The organism is Ferrovibrio terrae, assembly GCF_007197755.1.
Lineage (GTDB): Bacteria > Pseudomonadota > Alphaproteobacteria > Ferrovibrionales > Ferrovibrionaceae > Ferrovibrio > Ferrovibrio terrae.
Genome location: NZ_CP041636.1, coordinates 3,871,064 through 3,888,258 on the forward strand (window position 1 = coordinate 3,871,064; position 17,195 = coordinate 3,888,258).

Consider the following 17,195-nt stretch of genomic DNA (forward strand, 5'->3'; position numbering starts at 1 on the left):
CTATTCGGCTGCCGCCGGCTTTCTCGCAACGCCCCAGTCGGCCAGCGCCTGCTCGCCGCCCTCGCCGCGCGTGGGTGGTTTGCGGGCGATGCCACCCGGCGTGCGCGAGAAGCGCGGCGCGGGCGCCGGCTGCACGACGCCATCGGGCGCCGTGAAAGTGTCGCGCGCCGCCATATGCGGATGCTGCGGTGCCTCATCGAGGCCCAGCACCGGCGCGAAGCAGATATCGCTGCCTTCCATGATGGCGCACCACTCGTCGCGCGTCTTCGTCCTGAAGGCCGCAGCGATAGCGGAGCGCAATGACGGCCAGCGCTTGCGGTCATGCTGCTTCGGCAGGATCGCGGCATCGAGGCCGAGTTTCTCGATCAGTTCGGCATAGAACTTGCCCTCGATCGAGCCGATGGCGACATGCCCGCCATCGCGGCAGTCGTAGGTGTCGTACCATGGCGCGCCGCTGTCGAGCATGTTGGCGCCGCGCGTGTCGCTCCACAGGCCCGCGCCCTTCAGGCCGTAGAACAGCGTCATCAGCGAGGCCGCGCCATCCACCATGGCCGCATCGATCACCTGGCCTTTGCCGGACTGCTGGCGCTCGAACAGTGCGGCGAGAATGCCCATGGCGAGATACAGCGAGCCGCCGCCGAAGTCGCCGACCAGATTGAGCGGCGGTACCGGTTTGCCATCCCTGCTACCAATCGCATGCAACGCGCCGGTCAACGCGATGTAATTGATGTCATGCCCGGCGGCCATCGCCATCGGGCCGTCCTGGCCCCAGCCGGTCATGCGGCCGTAGACCAATTTCGGATTCTTCGCCAGTGCCGCATCGGGCCCGAGACCCAACCGCTCCATCACACCGGGACGGAAGCCCTCGATCAGCACATCGGCCTTGCCGATCAGATCGAGCACCAGTGCGATGGCCTGCGGATCCTTCAGATCGAGCGCCAGCGAGCGTTTGCCACGACCGAGCAGTTCGTATTTCGGCTCGACCGGCAGACCGAGATCGACATCGCCGGTGCGGTCGATGCGCAGCACGTCGGCGCCCAGATCGGCCAGCAGCATGCCGCAGAACGGCGCCGGGCCGATGGCCGGCATCTCGATCACTTTCAGGCCATTCAGTGGCCCCTGACTGCTTTTGGTCATTTCTTGTCCTTCGGCTTCCAGTCCTGCACCGGCAGGCCGGCCTTCTTCCATTCCGAGAGACCGCCATGGATATGCGCGATTTTTTCCAGCCCCATATCCTGCGCGGTCTTGGTGGCCAGCGCCGAGCGCAGGCCACCGGCGCAATAGAAGATAAAGCGCTTGTCTTCGGCGAATACCGGCTTGTGATACGGGCTTTCCGGATCGATCCAGAATTCCAGCATGCCGCGCGTGGCGTGGAATGAGCCCGGAATCAGGCCGTCGCGTTCAAGTTCACGCGGATCGCGGATATCGACGAAGACAACATCCGGCTTGTTCAGATGCTCGGCCGCTTGTTCCGGCGTGAGCGTGACGATGGCCTGCATGGCCTCGTCGAGCATGGCTTTGTAGCCCTTGCGCATGGCGTTCCTCCGCTTCAATTGCGGAGCAGTATAGGTCAGTCGCCGAAACCGAGCCAAGAGCGGTCGAAGCGCGGCCTCGGCAGTGGCGGCGTCAGCCTGAGCTGCCAGGTCCAGCCGGCTTCCGTTACGGCATTGCGCACCGCGAGCAGCAGTGCGTCATCGCCGTCGATCAGCAGCGTGTTGTTGTGCCAGCGTTTCGGCGGCGGCGGCGCGGCGCCCAGCCGTTCCGTCTCGCCGCTGCGGCCGACCAGCGGCAGTGCCGTCACGACATTGCGCTCGCGATCAAAGCTGAGATCGAGGCCGGTGAGCCAGTCCCGGCCAGCCAAAAGCCCGAGATCGCGCTGGCGCAGATCCTCGCCATGGCCGGCAATCCGCATGCCGCCAGGCCGCAATGCCACGGCAACGCGCTGGCCGCCGGCATCCAGCGCGGTCAGCCGCATGCGCAGTTCGCTGGTGGGAATGGGCGCCCGCGCCGCCTCGCGCTGTGCGGCGAATTCGATGCATCGGCCGGCCCCGGCCAGCAGCAGAACGAGCCAGAGCAGCATCACCATGCCATGGCCGGCGCGGCTGTGCAGAATGCGCAGCGGGCCGGGAAAGCGGCGCGCACGTAATGCTGGAATGGCATGGCGGCGACGCGCCAGCGCAGCGCTGTCGGCGCCGTAGAAAGCGAACAGCGTATCGCCGATCACCAGCCACTGGCCGCGCGCATAGCCCTTCTTCTCGCTGCCAGCCTCAGTCTGGAACGACACGCCGGCATCGGCATATTCGACGCCCGCAGCGGCAAAGCTGCCGAAACGCTGCTCGGCGGCGGCCTGGGCGCCTGCGGCGTTGCGAAAGCGCGCGGCGATACAGGCTGTGCCATCGTGGAAGCGTGCCAGTTCTGCGGCCTGCGCCTCGGGGAACAACGGCCGCAGGTCGCGGTATTCACTGGCATGACGGCCGAACACCGCCCAGGAATTCATGTAGCCGCCGTAGCGGGTGGCGAGCGCGATACTGTCGATGCGCAGCCGCGACGCCGCCCAGCGATCGAGCAGCGCATAGAAGCCGGCCGGCACCGCGATGCCACCGGCCAGCAGCAGCAGCAACGCGAACCAGGGACCGTCGGCCGTCCAGTTGATCTGCGACCAGTCGAACCGATCGACCAGCGCTGCTGCCCAAGCTTCGCTCATACCGCCTGTTTGCCTGTAAATCCGTGTGTAAACAAGGGGATAGTGTATTTCTCAGGTATTAACTGAATCTTTCCCCTCACCCGCTATAGGATAATCCGGTCCATATCAGGTTTGCTTTGCCCATGGCTCCCGTTACGCCGTTCCGTCCCGCCACCACGCCTGCCACCGACAGCTATCGCGTCGGCGGCCATCAGGTAAGCTATGAGCTGCTCAGCACGCTCAAGCAGGCCAGCAGCCGCACCGGCGTGGATTTCGCCTATCTGGTGGCCCAGGCCGGACAGGAAAGCGGCTTCAAGGCCGATGCCCAGGCCAAGACCAGTTCGGCGCGCGGCCTGTTCCAGTTCATCGACAGCACCTGGCTGGAAACCGTGCGCGACCACGGCGCCAAGCATGGCCTGGCTGACTATGCCCAGAAGATCGGCACCGCCAGCGATGGCCGCCCGCGCGTGACCGACCCGGACGCGCGCAGTGAAATTTTGGCCCTGCGCGACGATCCGCGCATCGCCTCGGTGATGGCCGCGGAATATGCGCGCAGCAACCAGCAGGTTCTGGCGCGCGAATTCGGCGTCGATGTGAAGAAGGTCGACCTCTATCTCGGCCATTTCCTGGGTCCGAACGGCGCCACCAGATTCCTCGGCGCGCTGAAGGAGAACCCGACCCAGCCTGCCGCCAACCTGCTGCCTGAGGCCGCCGCCGCCAACAAGGGTGTGTTCTACGGCGCCGATGGCAACCCGCGCACGCTGGGTGAAATCTACGCCTTCTTCAACGCCAAGCTCGACAGCAAGTCGCAGGGTCTCGATACCGTGCCGCTGGATGGCCAGTCGTCAGGGCTGGCCGCCGCGCCCTATGGCAATTCCGCTGTGCAGGCGCAGATGGATGAGCAGCGCCGCTTCGTCGACCAGAATATGAAAATGATGGCGATGGAAATGCTGCACAAGATCATGCTCGGCAACAAAAGCCGGCTGATGGGGCTGGGCAGCCCCAGGAGCAGCTTCGACAGCGGCGAGAGCTGAAGCCCTCGCCTGCCCCGCCCTGATCAGACGACTTTCGTCAGCACGGGCTTGCCGGCGAACCAGGCTTCCAGATTCTTCAGCATCAGATCGCCCATCGCCTGGCGCGTTTCATGCGTGCCCGAGCCGACATGCGGCGCGAGCGCCACGGTGTCGAGCGACCACAGCGCTTCCGGCACGTTCGGCTCGTCGGCGAACACGTCCAGACCCGCGCCGGCGATCTTCTTCTCCACCAGCGCCTTCACCAGCGCCGGCTCCTCCACCACGCTGCCCCGTGCGATATTGACAATGTAGCCATCGGCGCCCAGTGCGTCGATCACGGCTGCATTTACAAGCTGGTTGGTTTCTTTGCCGCCCGGGCAGGAGATCATCAGGATATCTACATCCTTCGCCATGGCGACAAGGTTGTCGTAATAGCGCCAACTCAGATCGGCTTTCTTGCGCGGACCGAAATAGGCGATCTGCAGGCCGAAGGCTTCGGCGCGCTTGGCAATCGCCTGACCGATACGGCCGGCGCCGACGATGCCCATGATGCGGCCGCCCAGCTTGTCGGTGAGCGGGAACTTGTCCTTCGGCCAGCGGCCCGTACGAACGAACTGGTCGGCCTGCGGGATGCGGCGCATCATCGCGAGCGTCAGCGCCATCGCGGTATCGGCGACGCAGTCGGTCAGCACGTCCGGCGTGTTGGTCACGGTGACGCCGCGGTCCCTGGCGCAGCCGATGTCGATGGAGTCATAGCCGACGCCGAAGCTGGAGATGATTTCGAGCTTCGGCAGCGCCTCGATCAGCTCGCGGCTCGCCCCCGCTCCGCCCGACGTCGCCATGCCGCGTACGCGCGGCGCGATCTCTTTCAGCAAAGCGGCCTTGTCCGTGGCTTCCCACAGCTTGTGGACCGTGTAGGCGCCATCCAGCACCTTCTGGACGGCCGGCGGCATGGCGGTGGTCTGCAGGATTTCGACGGCCATCGGGTATTCCTCCAACTGATATATGAGTTGGCGCAAACCCTAGCGGGGGGAGGACGCTACCCGCAAGCCGCAGGACCAATGGACCAAATGGCCCACGGCCCCTTTGGGCCATACCCGGCTAACCCTGCAAGAGTATTTCCCGACTGCCGAATCCCGTCATCCTGTCGATTGTCGGACAAGGGCTTGGGTTATTTCGGGGAACCCTCGGCCGATGGGGTGCAGGCATGAATATAGAGCCACATTTTCTGTCGCGGTTTCTGCGGCTCGGCCCCGGACCGCATCACGCGGCGAACGCGCCGGCGATCAGCAACCCCCGACTGCAGCGGCTGTATGAATTGTGGGACACAAAACGTGGCGGCAGCCTTGTGGCGCCGGCGCGCAGCGATTTCAGCATCGCCGAATTCAAACCCTGGCTCGGCAATCTGCTGATCCTCGACAATATCGGCGCGCGCGAGGATATCCGCTTCCGCCTGTATGGCACGAACCTCGCCGAGCTGTTCGGTTTCGACCTCACCTACAAGACCGTGCTGGAATCGACACTGCTGATCGGCGACCGGCCACTGGTGGAATATCAGGAAGTCTCGCAACAGCAGCGACCGATCCATGTCTCGCGCTTCACGCCGACGGCGCGCCGCCATATCGCGGTCGACAAGCTGGCACTGCCGCTGATGTCGCATGATCGCGTCGACCAGATCCTGGCCGCGATCTATCCGTCCGAACCTGACGAGATTTAGCGGGCCTAATTACCCAGACCGTTGCCGAGCAGGCGCACCAGGTCGTAGTGCCGCGCGACGCCGAGCTTGCGATACAGGTTGCGCCGGTGCACGCGGATGGTGTTGACGCTGTTGCCCAGCATCTGCGCCACGCGCTTGACCGGATGACCCGCCACCAGATGCTCGGCCACCCGCACTTCCGACGGGCTGAGACCGAACTGGCTGGCGAGCGTAGCATCGAGGCCATGCTCGGCGACCGGCTCGCTGAAAATCTGGATCGCCAGTTCTACGCCGTCGCCGGCGAAATAGTATTTGCGCAGCGACAGCGGCATGATCTGCAGCCGGTACGGCCGGCCGGCGGGCCGCCGCACGAACACGGTCGAGCCCGGCCGCGACAGGATCGGACTGTTCATCAGCGAGAAGATTTCCTGCTGCAGTTTCCGGTTGTCGTCGGCATTGGCTGCGGCCAGCGCACCGCCCGTGATCACCAGGCCGTCATTGTCGCAGCAGATCGCCGAGGCAACTTCGTTCATCGACTGCACGCGGCCGCTGCGATCGAGCACGACCAGGCCGACGCCGCGTTCGGCCATCGAGGCCGTAAAGAAGTCGAGATGGCGGTCGCGCGCGATCATGGTGCCACGCAGCTGGAACATGGTCTGGAAATGCGGAATCATCTCGCTCAACCCGACAATGGTATCCTCATCGAACTCACCGAAGCGGTCGCCGCGATTGAGCACGAAGTAATTGAAGCGGTCGCCATCCTGGGCAAAGATTCCGGTGGCGAGATACTGGTGCCCGGCGGGCCGCAGGAATTCATTGACGAACTGGTCGCGCATCTGGCGTTCGCGCGACAGCATGCTGCTGGTGGTGAGCACGCGGCCAAGATTGCCCCGCAGCATCATGATCGGACGGAACGGGCTGCGCATCGCGTAGTATTCCGGCAGGCGCGGCGCTTCTTCGCTCTCATTAGCGCAGCCGGACACGCGCAGGCCGTCGCGACGCGAGGGACCTTCCATGGTCGCAATGGTGGCGAGGCTCGCATTGTAAGCGAGCGCGAGTTCGCTCAGGAACGGCGACAGGTTCTGATCGTCGGCCGCTGCGAGATACAGCTTCTGCAGCAGGCGCGACGAGTTAATCTCGGAATACGACATTCAGCTCCCCCGCAAACGTCGAATTGCGCGCAGTCAATGCGCGACTGTACGTCCAAACTCAAGTGCAGAATTGAGACCCTGCAATTTTACCCGCTTTTGGCGAGGTTTTGCAGCTTTTTAGGTCGCACGGGGGTCACAACTGAGGGAGAAGCCGCCCGCAAAACAGGCAACCGTTTGGATGATTATTTCCGGTCAGGCCGCCTTCGCGGCTGACGCTACGGAAGCGCGGGGGACCGGACGCTCCAGCGGCACCAGATTCCGCAAGAATTGGTCCGTGCACGCATCCCACGAATACTGCAGCGCCAGGTCGCGGCAGGCTTCCGGCGACTTGCCCAGCGCGCCCCGGATCGCGACTGCCAGATCCTCATCCAGCGCACCGACTTCGGGATGCGGTCCGATGATGTCGATCGGTCCGGTGACCGGATAGGCGGCGACCGGCACGCCCGAGGCCAGCGCCTCCAGCACGACAAGGCCGAATGTGTCGGTCAGGCTGGGGAAGACGAACACATCGGCTGCCGAGAAGTAGCTGGCGAGATGGCCGTTCTCCAGATAGCCGGCAAACACGGCTTCAGGATACTTCGCGCGATAGCCGTCCAGATCTGGACCGATGCCGACCACCAGCTTGGTGCCATCGAGTTTGAGTTTCAGGAAGGCCTCGACATTCTTGTCGACCACGACGCGGCCGGCATAGAGGTAGATCGGGCGCGGCAGGTCGAGAATATCCTTCGGCCGCGGCTTGAAGCGTTCGATATCCACGCCGCGCGACCAGGTGCGCAGGTTCTTGAAACCGCGCTCGGTCAGGCTCTGCGCCAGGCTGTCGGTCGCCACCATCATTCCGGCGCCGCCATTGTGGAACCAGCGCATGAAGGCATAGCTCCAGCTGAGCGGAATGCCGGTGCGCTCCTGGACGTATTCCGGGAACTTGGTGTGATAGGCGGTGGTGAAGATCAGGTTATGGCGCTTGCAGTATTTGCGCGCCGCCATGCCGAGCGGGCCTTCGGTGGCGATATGGATGGCGTCGGGTGCGAAGGCCTCGATCAGCCGGACCAGCTTGCGATAGGGCAGGATCGACAATTCGATCTCGGGGTAGGTCGGGCAAGGCACGCGGCGGAATTCGCCCGGGCCGATCACCTCGACCACGTGACCGCGCTTTTCCAGCACCTCGCGGGTCTTGGTCAGGGTCCGTACCACGCCGTTGACCTGCGGATGCCAGGCATCCGAGACGATCAGAATACGCATGCCGTTCTTTCTCCCACTCGCGTTCTGGCTCATGACGGGCCGAATCACCGAGTCCCGATTTCATCGCGATTCGATGACAGACGGATGAAAGGCTGGGGATAAGTCGGAGACAGTGGTGAAACTTTGATGACAATCCACAAAGGGTTACCGCCCGGGTCGAGGTGGAATCCCGGCGTTGCCCGGCCGTGGACGGATTGTCATAATCCGGCAACCCAAACCGGAGCCGCTGCATTATGACCCTGATCCGCCTGCCCCTCCTCGCCGCACTGCTGGCCATCACGTCCCTTGGCGCAGTTGCCCAGGAGAAGGTCGTCAACGTCTACAACTGGTCGGACTATGTCGATCCGCAGGTGCTGAAGGATTTCGAGACCGAGACCGGCATCAAGGTGCACTACGACGTCTACGACAGCAACGACACGCTCGAAGCGAAACTGCTCGCCGGCAAGAGCGGCTACGACATCGTGGTGCCGACGCAGTACTACATGGCGCGCCAAGCGCAGGCCAAGCTGCTCCGCCCGCTCGACAAGTCGAAGATCCCGAACTTCACCAAACTCGATCCGGCGCAGATGGAACGTCTGGCCAAATACGATGCTGGCAACCAGCATGCCGCGATCTATCTCTGGGGCACCAGCGGCATCGGCCTCAACCCCGACAAGATCAAGCAGCGCATGCCTAATCCGCCGTCTTACAGCTTGCGCATGCTGTTCGATCCTGAAGTGGTGTCGAAATTCGCCGATTGCGGCGTGGTGATGCTGGATGCGCCGGACGAGATCCTGCCTGCCGCGCTGAAATATCTCGGCCTCGATCCGAACGCCAAGGACGCCGCCAGCATTGCCAAGGCCGAGGCCGTGCTGATGAAGGTGCGCCCCTACATCCGCAAGTTCCATTCCTCGCAATACATCAACGACCTCGCCAACGGCGATGCCTGCCTGGCCTATGGTTACTCGGGCGACATCCTGCAGGCCCGCACCCGCGCCGAAGAGGCCAAGAAGGGCGTGCGCGTGCAGTATCTGCTGCCGAAGGAAGGTGCCCAGCAGTGGTTCGACGTGATGGTGATCCCGGCCGATGCGCCCAATCCTGACAACGCGCATGCCTTCATCAACTACGTGCTGCAGCCCAAGGTGATGGCCAAGATCACCAATGCCGTGCAGTACCCGAACGCCGTGCCTGAGTCGCTGCCGCTGGTGTCGAAGGATGCTATGGCCGACAAGGACGTGTTCCCGCTGGCCGAGGCGCTGAAGTACCTTTACACCGTGGTGCCGTCCAGCCAGACGGAGCAGCGCACGATCAGCCGCACATGGACTCGCATCAAGGGCGGCAACTAGGCGTGCCTCTGCTTCAGCTTGCCGGCGTCTGTAAATCCTATGGCGCCGAACCGGCCGTCAGCAGTCTGAATCTGAGCGTCGACGAGGGCGAATCCCTCGTCCTGCTCGGCCCATCCGGTTGCGGCAAGTCCACCTTGCTGCGGATGATCGCCGGGCTGGAGACGCCGGACAGCGGCCATATCCTGCTGGATGGCCGCGACATCACCGCCCTGCCGCCCAACCACCGGCCCGTCAACATGATGTTCCAGTCCTATGCGCTGTTTCCGCATTTGAGCGTGCGCGACAACATCGCCTTCGGCCTGCGCCGCGAGAGACTGCCGGCGTCCGAGATTGCCGTACGCACGGCGGAAGCCATGGCGATGCTGGAGATCGAAAGTTTCGCCACCCGCAAGCCGCATCAGCTGTCCGGCGGCCAGCAGCAGCGCGTCGCTTTGGCGCGCGCGCTGGTGAAACGGCCCCGCATGCTGCTGCTCGACGAACCGCTTGGTGCATTGGATAAACGCCTGCGCCAGCAGACCCAGGCTGAGCTGCGCAAGCTGAACCGGCAGACCGGCATCACCTTCGTCTTCGTCACCCATGACAACGACGAGGCCATGGCGCTGGCCGACCGCATCGCCGTGATGGACCATGGCCGCTTCCGCCAGCTGGATGCGCCGCGCCGGATATACGACCGGCCAATCGACCGCTTCGTCGCCAGCCTGATGGCCGAGACCAACCTGTTCAATGCAGCCGTCGAAAGCGGCAGCGGCGGCCTGGTGACGGCGCGCAGCGGCATCCTGCGGCTGCATTACAGCGCCGATGCCGAACGGCCTACCCGCAATGGCCGGCAGGAACTGTCGCTGCGGCCGGAGCAGATCGAGATTTCGCGCGAGCCGTTGGAAACCGTGGCCAATGCCGCCACCGGCATCGTCGCAGATATCGACTATATCGGCGACATGACCGGAATCTCCGTACGGCTGGATGACGGCCAGGTATTGAAGGCCTCACAGCTCAATGCCCTGCACGAACCGCTGCTCGAACTCGACCAGCAGGTCTGGCTCAACTGGGAGGCCGATGCGCTGGTGCCGTTGCGGAGTCAGGAGTGACAGCGAGACGCCTCGGCCTGCTGGCGCTGCCGCTGCTGTGGACAGCGGCATTCGTCGTCGTGCCGCTGCTGCTGATCCTCAAGATCAGCTTCGCCGAGGCACAACTGGCGCAGCCACCCTATACGCCGCTGTTCCAGGACGGCGCACTGGCCGCAAGCCTGACCAATTACAGCCTGCTGCTGGAAGACACGCTTTACTTACGCGCACTCGGCAACAGCCTGCTCTATGCCGGCCTCGCCACGATCTGCTGCCTCGTGATCGGCCTGGCGATTGCCCGCGCCGTGACGCAGGCGCCGAAAGGCTGGCAACCGTTTCTGCTCACCCTGATCATCCTGCCCTTCTGGACCTCGTTCCTGATCCGCGTCTATGCCTGGATCGCGCTGCTCAAGCCTGAGGGCCTGATCAATGCCGCGCTGCTCAGCAGTGGCGTGATCGACCAGCCGCTGGTGCTGGTCAATACTGGCTTCGGCGTCGTGCTCGGCATGACCTACAGCTACCTGCCATTCGCCATCCTGCCCATCTATGCCAGCCTCGCCGGCCAGTCGCCGCGCCTGACCGAAGCCGCCATCGACCTCGGCTCGACGCCGATCCGTGCTTTCTGGCTCGTCACCGTGCCGCTGGCGCGGCCCGGCATTCTCGCGGCTGGGCTTATGGTGTTCATCCCGATGGCGGGCGAGTTCGTTATTCCCGACCTGCTGGGCGGCTCGGCCACCATCATGATGGGCCAGACACTGTGGACCGAGTTCTTCTCCAACCGCGACTGGCCACTGGCCAGCGCGCTGGCAGTACTGCTCACGCTGCTGCTCCTGGTGCCGGCGATGACGCTGCAGCGGCTCGAACTCGGCAAGGCCAGCCGATGAATCGCAACCGCCTCAGCTCCATCAACGTCGCCGCGCTGGCGCTCGGCCTCGGCTTCCTCTACCTGCCGATCCTGCTGGTGGTGGTGTTCTCCTTCAACGCTTCCAAGCTGGTCACCGTCTGGGGCGGTTTTTCGCTGCACTGGTATGGCGTGCTGTTTTCCAGCCCAGCCTATCTGGAAGCCGCGCTGCATTCGCTGCAGATCGGCGCAGCGGCGGCAACGCTGGCTACACTGGTCGGCACGCTGGGCGCACTGGCCTTCACCCGGCTCGGCCGCTTCCCCGGCCGGCAGGTATTTGCCGGCCTGATGCTGGCGCCGATGGTGCTGCCGGAAGTGATTCTCGGCGTTGCCACGCTTCTGTTATTTGTCTCACTCGATGTCGAACGCGGGCTGCTGACGGTGATGCTGACGCATGCCACCTTTGGCGCCGCCTTCGTGCTGGTGATCGTACAAGCCAAGCTGGTCGGCATGGACCCCGATCTCGAAGCCGCCGCGCGCGACCTCGGCGCCGGACCGGTGAAGGCCTTCCTGCTGGTGACGGTGCCGGCCCTGCTGCCCGCGCTGGTCGCCGGCTGGCTGCTGGCATTTACGCTGTCGCTCGACGACGTGGTGCTGGCGTCCTTCGTCAACGGGCCTGGCGCGACCACATTGCCGGTGCGGGTCTACTCAGCCGTGCGGCTCGGCGTCTCGCCCGAGATCAACGCCATCTCCACCTTGCTGATCGCGCTGGTCAGCATCTTCGTGATCGCCGCCAGCCTGCTCTACAAGCGGACCATCGTCGACCGCCATTGAACAGGGCGGGGTTCGGAACAGGTGCCGGCAGAGTCGCCTCCGCCGGCACATGGTATGGCTATCAGATGGCCTGGCCACCTGAGACTTCGATCCGCTGCGCATTGATCCAGCGGTTGTCGTCGGACAGCAGGTTGGCGATCATCGGGCCGATATCGTCAGGCAGACCCACGCGGCCGAGCGCGGTCATCCCGGCCAGAACCTTGTTGATCTCCGGATTGTCGCGCACCGCGCCGCCGCCGAAATCGGTCTCGATGGCGCCCGGCGCGACGGTGTTGACGGCAATGCCGCGCGCACCGAGTTCCTTGGCCATATAGGCGGTCAGCACCTCGACCGCGCCCTTCATCGCCGCATAGGCGGCATAGCCGGGATAAGCGAAGCGCGTCAGGCCCGAAGACAGGTTGACGATGCGTCCGCCATCGGCGATCAGCGGCAGCAGCGTCTGCGTCAGGAAGTAGACGCCCTTGAGGTGAACGTTCATCAAACCATCGAACTGCGCCTCGGTGGTGTCGGCGAACAGGGCGTAATCGCCGTGGCCGGCATTGTTCACCAAGTGGTCGAACGTGTCGCGCGACCAGGTTTCGCGCAGCGTCTTGCGCAGTTGCGCGGCGAAGGGCGCAAAGGCCGCGACCTTGCCGCTGTCGAGCTGGAAGGCGACCGCCTTGCGACCCATCGCCTGGATTTCGGCGACCACAGCCTCGGCGTCGGCGCTGCGGCTCTGGTAGGTGAGGATCACGTCGCCGCCGCGGCGGGCGATGCTGAGGGCGGTGTTGCGGCCCAGACCGCGGCTGCCGCCGGTAACCAGGGTGATCTTGCTCATGGTCGTCTCCTGTCCTGAGGGGGGCTTGGAACAGGGCTGAATATCGCGCCGGAAAATCGCGCTTTGTTGCCGGATACTCGGGGTTCTTTGCCTAATCCTCCAAAACCCCGTGCATGGCTGCTGGCACCGCGCTAGGCTTGCCGTATGACCGACCTGCTCAACGCCGTCCGACGCTATGCCGATGCCCATGCCAACCCGCTCGGCATGGCGCAGACCCCGATCCCGGGCCTGTTCCTGGTCCGCGCGACCGCACGCAGCGAACTGATGCATGCCGTTTCCCGGCCGATGGTCTGCCTCGTGGTTCAGGGCAGCAAACAGGTGACGATGGGCCTGCAGGAGTTTGCATTCGCAGCTGGCGACTCCCTGCTGATCACCGCCGATGTGCCGATCGTGAGCCAGATCACCCGCGCCAGCACCGCCGCGCCGTATTACTCGCTGGTGCTCGAACTCGATCTTGCCATCATCGCGGCGCTGGCGGTGGAGATGAAAGCCGTGCTGGTCGGCGACGATGCGCCCGTGCGCGTCGACCCGACCGATGCGGAAGTCGCCGAAGCGGCGCTGCGCCTGTTGCGGCTGCTGGAACGGCCGTCATCCCTGCCGGTCCTGAAAGACCAGCTGCTGCGCGAGATGCACTACTGGCTGCTGGCGGGCCGGCATGGTTCGGCGATCCGGCGGCTGGGCTGGCCCGACGGTCATGTGCAGCGCGTGGCGCGGGCGGTCGCCGTGCTGCGGGCGGATTATGCGCAGCGGATCCCGGTGGAGCGCCTCGCCTCGGCGGCCGGCATGAGTCCGTCTTCCTTCCACCAGCATTTCCGCGCCGTGACCTCGCTGTCGCCGCTGCAGTTCCAGAAGCAGCTGCGACTGATCGAGGCGCGACGGCTGATGCTGATGGAAGACATGACCGCGAGTCATGCGGCTTTCCAGGTCGGCTATGAAAGCGTATCGCAGTTCACCCGCGAATACGGCCGCCTCTATGGCGCACCACCGGTGCGCGATATCGAGCAGGCCCGCAGCAAGGCCCGTTCGGCCGCCTAGCCCCGCAACTCCGACAGCGCCAGAACGAAGCGCCGCCAGAACTCGGCTTCATCCGCCGGCAGGCCGAAGCGCATCCACTGCGGCTCGTAGTCGAACACGCGGACATGAATCCCCCGCCCGCGCAACGCGGCCGCAAAACTGGCAGCATCGGCGATCTTCGCGAGCCGGAACAGCGACGTGCCGCCCAGCACATGGATGCCACGCTCGCGCATGCTCTGGTCGAAGCGGCGCGCACGGGCACGCAACTCGTCGCGCATCCCGACTTGCCATTGCGTATCACTGAGCGCCGCACATCCAATCTGCAGCGCCGGGCCGCTGACCGCCCAGGGACCCGCCGTGACACGAATGGCCCCGGTGACGATCTCGGGCCCCAGCACGAAACCGAGCCGCAGCCCGGCCAGGCCGAAGAACTTGCCGAAGCTGCGCAGGATCACCAGCCCGGGCTTGCCGGCCTCGGCGCAGAACGACACCTCCGGCACCACATCGGCAAAGGCCTCGTCGAGGATCAGCCAGCCGCCGCGCGCAGCGAGGTCTTCATGCCAGCGCCGCAGCAGCGGCAGGCCCAGCCCGCGACCGTCGGGATTGTTGGGATTGACGGCGAGCAGAACATCGAACCCCTGCAGGCTGCCCGGCACGCCATCGATCTCGACCACGTCATGCCCCATCGAGCGCCAGACATGCGCATGTTCGCCATAGGTCGGGCCGAGAATGCCGATGCGCACCACGCCCTGTGGTCGCGCGAACAGTCGCGGCAGCAGCTGGATCGCCGCCTGCGTGCCCGGCACGGCGACGATGCCGGCCTCGGCCGGTGCGCCATAGGCCTGTCGCGCCGCCTGCAGCAACGCGGTCATGTCGTCGCTACTCGGCAGCCGCGTCCATGCCTCGGTCGGCAATTCAGGTACGGGCCATGCAAACGGATTGATGCCGGTGCTGAGGTCGATCCAGTCGCCGGCATGAGCCTGACGCAGGCCGCTGAGATCGCCGCCGTGCACAGGTTGACGGAGCACAGCCGGAGCGCCCATGGTGGAATCATCTGTCATGAACGGCGATCTTACGGTGTACCCGGCTGCAATCAACCTCTGGCTCCTGGTCGTGGCCCTCGGTCTCGAAGCCCTGCTCGGCTGGCCCGATGCGCTGCATCGCACGATCCGCCATCCGGTGGTATGGATCGGCGCGCTGATCGCGTTGCTGGAGCGCCATCTCAACACTCCCGCCCGCTCCGATCTGCTGCGCCGGCTCGGTGGCATCCTGGCGCTGATCGTGCTGCTGGTCGCGGTCTGGTATGTCACCAGCGTTGCGCGCCACATGATCCACTATCTGCTGCCGGCAGACGGCTGGATTTTGGAAGCGGTACTGGCTGCCAGTCTCCTCGCGTCGCGCAACCTGTGGAATCATGTGATCGCCGTGGCGCGCGGCCTGGAACAGGATGGTCTCGACGGCGGTCGCGCCGCTGTGGCGATGATCGTCGGCCGCGATCCGGACAGCCTGGATGAAGCGGGCGTCAGCCGCGCCGCCATCGAAAGTCTCGCCGAGAATTTTTCCGATGGCGTGGTGGCGCCGGCTTTCTGGCTCACGATCGGCGGCCTGCCCGGCATCGCGCTCTACAAGGCGATCAACACCGCCGACAGCATGATCGGTCATAAATCCGACCGCTATCGCGCCTTCGGCTGGGCCACCGCCCGGCTGGATGATCTGGTCAACCTGCCGGCATCGCGGCTCAGCGCGTTATTGCTTGTGGTGGCCGCAGCCCTCCTGCCCGGTACTTCGGCCGGCAATGCCTTCAAGGCTGTCGAACGCGATGCCGGCAGGCACCGTTCCCCCAATGCCGGCTGGCCCGAAGCGGCGATGGCCGGCGCGCTGGGGCTGCGGCTGGCCGGACCGCGCCGCTATGCCGAGGGTCTGGTCGAGGATCACTGGATGGGCGACGGCCGCAGCGACGCCAATGCGGCGGATATCCGCCGCGCGCTGAAGCTCTATGCGATGGCCGGACTGCTGCTGTTCGGCGCGGCGCTGGCCGGCGGAATTATCGTGCTGCTCTGATCAGGGCATCGACATCGAGATGCGTCTCGATGCCGTCCGCCAGCGCGTCCAGCGCATCTTCCACACCGGCCTCGTAATTGCGCACCGCCATGCTGCGACCGCTGAGCTGCGACAGATAAGCAGCACGGAAGGCATCGCTGCCGAACAGTCCGTGCAGATAACAGCCGGCGATACGGCCATCGTCTGTCACCGCGCCATCATGCCGGCCGGACAGGCGCAGCAACGGCCGCGCGGTATCCGCCCCCTGCGTCTCACCGACATGCATCTCATAGCCGCGCACCGGCTCGCCGGTGAATCGCTCGAAACCATCGGTTTCGGTCAGCGTTTTGCTGCCAGTCAGCACGGTATCCACCGCCAGCAGACCAAGTCCTTCGACGGCTTCAGCCGGGCCCTCGAGGCCGCCCGGATCGGCAATGCTGTGGCCGAGCATCTGGTAACCGCCGCAGATGCCGAGCACACGACCGCCACGGCGCAGATGCGCCACGAGGTCGATATCCCAGCCCTGTGCCCGCAGGAATTTCAGATCGGAAATCGTGGCCTTGGAACCCGGCAGGATCACCAGCGCGGCATCCGGCGGCAATGGCTCGCCCGGCGTCACGAAGACAAGACGCACGCCTGGCTCCTGCTTCAGCGGATCGAAGTCGTCGAAATTGGCGATCTGCTTCAGCTGCGGCACGGCGATCACGATATCGCCCCCGTTGCCATTCGGGCTCTCCTGCACCGTGCCCAGTGCCACGGCGTCTTCCGCGGGCAGGCGCGCGACCTCGGGCAGGAAGGGCAGCACGCCGAAACTCGGCCAGCCGGTGCGCTGGGTGATGATCTTCAGCCCGTCGTCGAACAGGCTGGCATCGCCACGAAACTTGTTGATCACATAGCCGGCAATCATCGCCAGTTCTTCAGGTTCCAGCAGCGCTGCCGTACCGACCAGCGAGGCGATCACGCCGCCGCGGTTGATGTCTCCCACCAGCACCACCGGCACATCGGCGCGGGTGGCGAACCCCATATTGGCGATATCGTTGGCGCGCAGGTTCACCTCGGCCGGCGAACCCGCGCCCTCGACGATGACAAAATCGGCGTCGGCTTTCAGCTTGGCATAGCTCTCGGCTACGAAAGGCCAGAGTTCGGCCTTGCGGGTGAGATAGCCGCGTGCATCCGACTGCGCATAGACCTTACCCTGCACCACGATCTGGCTGGTGCGGTCGCCCTGCGGCTTCAGCAGCACCGGGTTCATATGCACGCTGGTCGGCACGCCGGCCGCACGCGCCTGCAGCGCCTGGGCACGGCCGATCTCGCCGCCACCATCCGCTGTGACGGCGGCATTGTTCGACATATTCTGCGGCTTGAACGGCAGCACACGATGGCCGCGTTTCACCAGTGCGCGGATCACGCCGGCGCAAAGCACGGACTTGCCGACATCGGAGCCGGTGCCCTGGAACATCAGGCTGCGGGCAGGTTTCATC

General features: G+C 64.9%; 17 protein-coding genes. 8 read left to right on the forward strand and 9 right to left on the reverse strand.

Annotated elements, in window-relative coordinates:
• From FNB15_RS18945 to FNB15_RS18955, 3 genes are read right to left on the reverse strand one after another with little or no spacing between them, the layout of a single operon-like run.
• On the reverse strand, nt 1-1,137 hold the full coding sequence (locus FNB15_RS18945) for a CaiB/BaiF CoA transferase family protein (RefSeq protein WP_144258219.1): 1,137 nt from the start codon (nt 1,135-1,137) through the stop codon (nt 1-3).
• A complete protein-coding gene (locus FNB15_RS18950) occupies nt 1,134-1,535 on the reverse strand; it encodes a rhodanese-like domain-containing protein (RefSeq protein ID WP_144258220.1) in 402 nt (133 codons plus the stop codon). The genes FNB15_RS18945 and FNB15_RS18950 overlap by 4 nt, the downstream gene beginning before the upstream one ends.
• Before the next feature lie 35 nt (nt 1,536-1,570).
• Complete coding sequence (locus tag FNB15_RS18955; protein ID WP_144258221.1) at nt 1,571-2,704, reverse strand: hypothetical protein; 1,134 nt, start codon at nt 2,702-2,704, stop codon at nt 1,571-1,573.
• Between the two features lie 122 nt (nt 2,705-2,826).
• Here FNB15_RS18955 and FNB15_RS18960 point away from each other — a divergent pair, with 122 nt between their 5' ends.
• Nucleotides 2,827-3,717: a transglycosylase SLT domain-containing protein gene (locus FNB15_RS18960; RefSeq protein ID WP_144258222.1), complete on the forward strand. Its 891-nt coding sequence runs from the start codon at nt 2,827-2,829 to the stop codon at nt 3,715-3,717.
• Nucleotides 3,718-3,740: 23 nt separating this feature from the next.
• Here the strand turns inward: FNB15_RS18960 and FNB15_RS18965 are convergent, their stop codons facing one another.
• Entirely contained in the window at nt 3,741-4,679 is a 939-nt protein-coding gene (locus FNB15_RS18965) for a 2-hydroxyacid dehydrogenase (RefSeq protein ID WP_144258223.1), read from the reverse strand.
• Nucleotides 4,680-4,903: 224 nt separating this feature from the next.
• Here FNB15_RS18965 and FNB15_RS18970 point away from each other — a divergent pair, with 224 nt between their 5' ends.
• The gene (locus FNB15_RS18970; protein ID WP_144258224.1) at nt 4,904-5,413 is read left to right on the forward strand and encodes a PAS domain-containing protein; all 510 of its coding nucleotides are present in this window, start codon (nt 4,904-4,906) and stop codon (nt 5,411-5,413) included.
• A gap of 5 nt (nt 5,414-5,418) precedes the next feature.
• Here FNB15_RS18970 and FNB15_RS18975 read toward each other — a convergent pair whose 3' ends face one another.
• Both FNB15_RS18975 and FNB15_RS18980 read right to left on the reverse strand, forming a co-directional pair.
• The gene (locus tag FNB15_RS18975; protein WP_144258225.1) at nt 5,419-6,543 is read right to left on the reverse strand and encodes a helix-turn-helix transcriptional regulator; all 1,125 of its coding nucleotides are present in this window, start codon (nt 6,541-6,543) and stop codon (nt 5,419-5,421) included.
• Nucleotides 6,544-6,735: 192 nt separating this feature from the next.
• Complete coding sequence (locus tag FNB15_RS18980; RefSeq protein WP_144258226.1) at nt 6,736-7,782, reverse strand: glycosyltransferase family 4 protein; 1,047 nt, start codon at nt 7,780-7,782, stop codon at nt 6,736-6,738.
• Nucleotides 7,783-8,015: 233 nt separating this feature from the next.
• On the opposite strand from FNB15_RS18980, the gene FNB15_RS18985 reads away from it, so the two are divergent.
• From FNB15_RS18985 to FNB15_RS19000, 4 genes are read left to right on the forward strand one after another with little or no spacing between them, the layout of a single operon-like run.
• Entirely contained in the window at nt 8,016-9,107 is a 1,092-nt protein-coding gene (locus tag FNB15_RS18985; RefSeq protein ID WP_144258227.1) for a polyamine ABC transporter substrate-binding protein, read from the forward strand.
• 2 nt (nt 9,108-9,109) lie between these two features.
• On the forward strand, nt 9,110-10,192 hold the full coding sequence (locus FNB15_RS18990) for an ABC transporter ATP-binding protein (RefSeq protein WP_185973617.1): 1,083 nt from the start codon (nt 9,110-9,112) through the stop codon (nt 10,190-10,192).
• Nucleotides 10,189-11,052: an ABC transporter permease gene (locus FNB15_RS18995; protein WP_185973618.1), complete on the forward strand. Its 864-nt coding sequence runs from the start codon at nt 10,189-10,191 to the stop codon at nt 11,050-11,052. Before FNB15_RS18990 ends, FNB15_RS18995 begins: the two co-directional genes overlap by 4 nt.
• A complete protein-coding gene (locus tag FNB15_RS19000) occupies nt 11,049-11,843 on the forward strand; it encodes an ABC transporter permease (RefSeq protein ID WP_144258230.1) in 795 nt (264 codons plus the stop codon). The genes FNB15_RS18995 and FNB15_RS19000 overlap by 4 nt, the downstream gene beginning before the upstream one ends.
• Before the next feature lie 61 nt (nt 11,844-11,904).
• On the opposite strand, the gene FNB15_RS19005 is transcribed toward FNB15_RS19000, so the two are convergent.
• Complete coding sequence (locus tag FNB15_RS19005; RefSeq protein ID WP_144258231.1) at nt 11,905-12,660, reverse strand: SDR family NAD(P)-dependent oxidoreductase; 756 nt, start codon at nt 12,658-12,660, stop codon at nt 11,905-11,907.
• A gap of 144 nt (nt 12,661-12,804) precedes the next feature.
• On the opposite strand from FNB15_RS19005, the gene FNB15_RS19010 reads away from it, so the two are divergent.
• The gene (locus FNB15_RS19010) at nt 12,805-13,695 is read left to right on the forward strand and encodes an AraC family transcriptional regulator (protein WP_144258232.1); all 891 of its coding nucleotides are present in this window, start codon (nt 12,805-12,807) and stop codon (nt 13,693-13,695) included.
• Here FNB15_RS19010 and cobD read toward each other — a convergent pair.
• Nucleotides 13,692-14,735 carry a threonine-phosphate decarboxylase CobD gene (gene cobD / locus FNB15_RS19015; protein ID WP_246068730.1) on the reverse strand — a complete coding sequence of 348 codons (1,044 nt, stop codon included), beginning with the start codon at nt 14,733-14,735 and terminating at the stop codon, nt 13,692-13,694. The two genes, FNB15_RS19010 and cobD, sit on opposite strands and share 4 nt — an antisense overlap.
• On the opposite strand from cobD, the gene cbiB reads away from it, so the two are divergent.
• Entirely contained in the window at nt 14,734-15,735 is a 1,002-nt protein-coding gene (gene cbiB, locus FNB15_RS19020) for an adenosylcobinamide-phosphate synthase CbiB (protein ID WP_144258233.1), read from the forward strand. The genes cobD and cbiB overlap by 2 nt on opposite strands.
• Here cbiB and FNB15_RS19025 read toward each other — a convergent pair.
• Nucleotides 15,719-17,194, reverse strand: a complete 1,476-nt coding sequence (locus FNB15_RS19025; RefSeq protein ID WP_144258234.1) for a cobyric acid synthase — start codon at nt 17,192-17,194, stop codon at nt 15,719-15,721. The two genes, cbiB and FNB15_RS19025, sit on opposite strands and share 17 nt — an antisense overlap.
• Between the last annotated feature and the right edge of the window lies 1 nt (nt 17,195).

Coding starts and splice junctions, on each gene's coding strand:
- FNB15_RS18985 (WP_144258227.1), top strand. CDS start 8,016: ATGACCCTGATCCGCCTGCCCCTCCTCGCCGCACTGCTGGCCATCACG.
- FNB15_RS19000 (WP_144258230.1), top strand. CDS start 11,049: ATGAATCGCAACCGCCTCAGCTCCATCAACGTCGCCGCGCTGGCGCTC.
- FNB15_RS18965 (WP_144258223.1), bottom strand. CDS start 4,679: ATGGCCGTCGAAATCCTGCAGACCACCGCCATGCCGCCGGCCGTCCAG.
- FNB15_RS19005 (WP_144258231.1), bottom strand. CDS start 12,660: ATGAGCAAGATCACCCTGGTTACCGGCGGCAGCCGCGGTCTGGGCCGC.
- FNB15_RS18970 (WP_144258224.1), top strand. CDS start 4,904: ATGAATATAGAGCCACATTTTCTGTCGCGGTTTCTGCGGCTCGGCCCC.
- cbiB (WP_144258233.1), top strand. CDS start 14,734: ATGAACGGCGATCTTACGGTGTACCCGGCTGCAATCAACCTCTGGCTC.
- FNB15_RS18960 (WP_144258222.1), top strand. CDS start 2,827: ATGGCTCCCGTTACGCCGTTCCGTCCCGCCACCACGCCTGCCACCGAC.
- FNB15_RS19025 (WP_144258234.1), bottom strand. CDS start 17,194: ATGAAACCTGCCCGCAGCCTGATGTTCCAGGGCACCGGCTCCGATGTC.
- FNB15_RS18955 (WP_144258221.1), bottom strand. CDS start 2,704: ATGAGCGAAGCTTGGGCAGCAGCGCTGGTCGATCGGTTCGACTGGTCG.
- FNB15_RS18950 (WP_144258220.1), bottom strand. CDS start 1,535: ATGCGCAAGGGCTACAAAGCCATGCTCGACGAGGCCATGCAGGCCATC.
- FNB15_RS18980 (WP_144258226.1), bottom strand. CDS start 7,782: ATGCGTATTCTGATCGTCTCGGATGCCTGGCATCCGCAGGTCAACGGC.
- FNB15_RS19010 (WP_144258232.1), top strand. CDS start 12,805: ATGACCGACCTGCTCAACGCCGTCCGACGCTATGCCGATGCCCATGCC.
- FNB15_RS18975 (WP_144258225.1), bottom strand. CDS start 6,543: ATGTCGTATTCCGAGATTAACTCGTCGCGCCTGCTGCAGAAGCTGTAT.
- cobD (WP_246068730.1), bottom strand. CDS start 14,735: ATGACAGATGATTCCACCATGGGCGCTCCGGCTGTGCTCCGTCAACCT.
- FNB15_RS18945 (WP_144258219.1), bottom strand. CDS start 1,137: ATGACCAAAAGCAGTCAGGGGCCACTGAATGGCCTGAAAGTGATCGAG.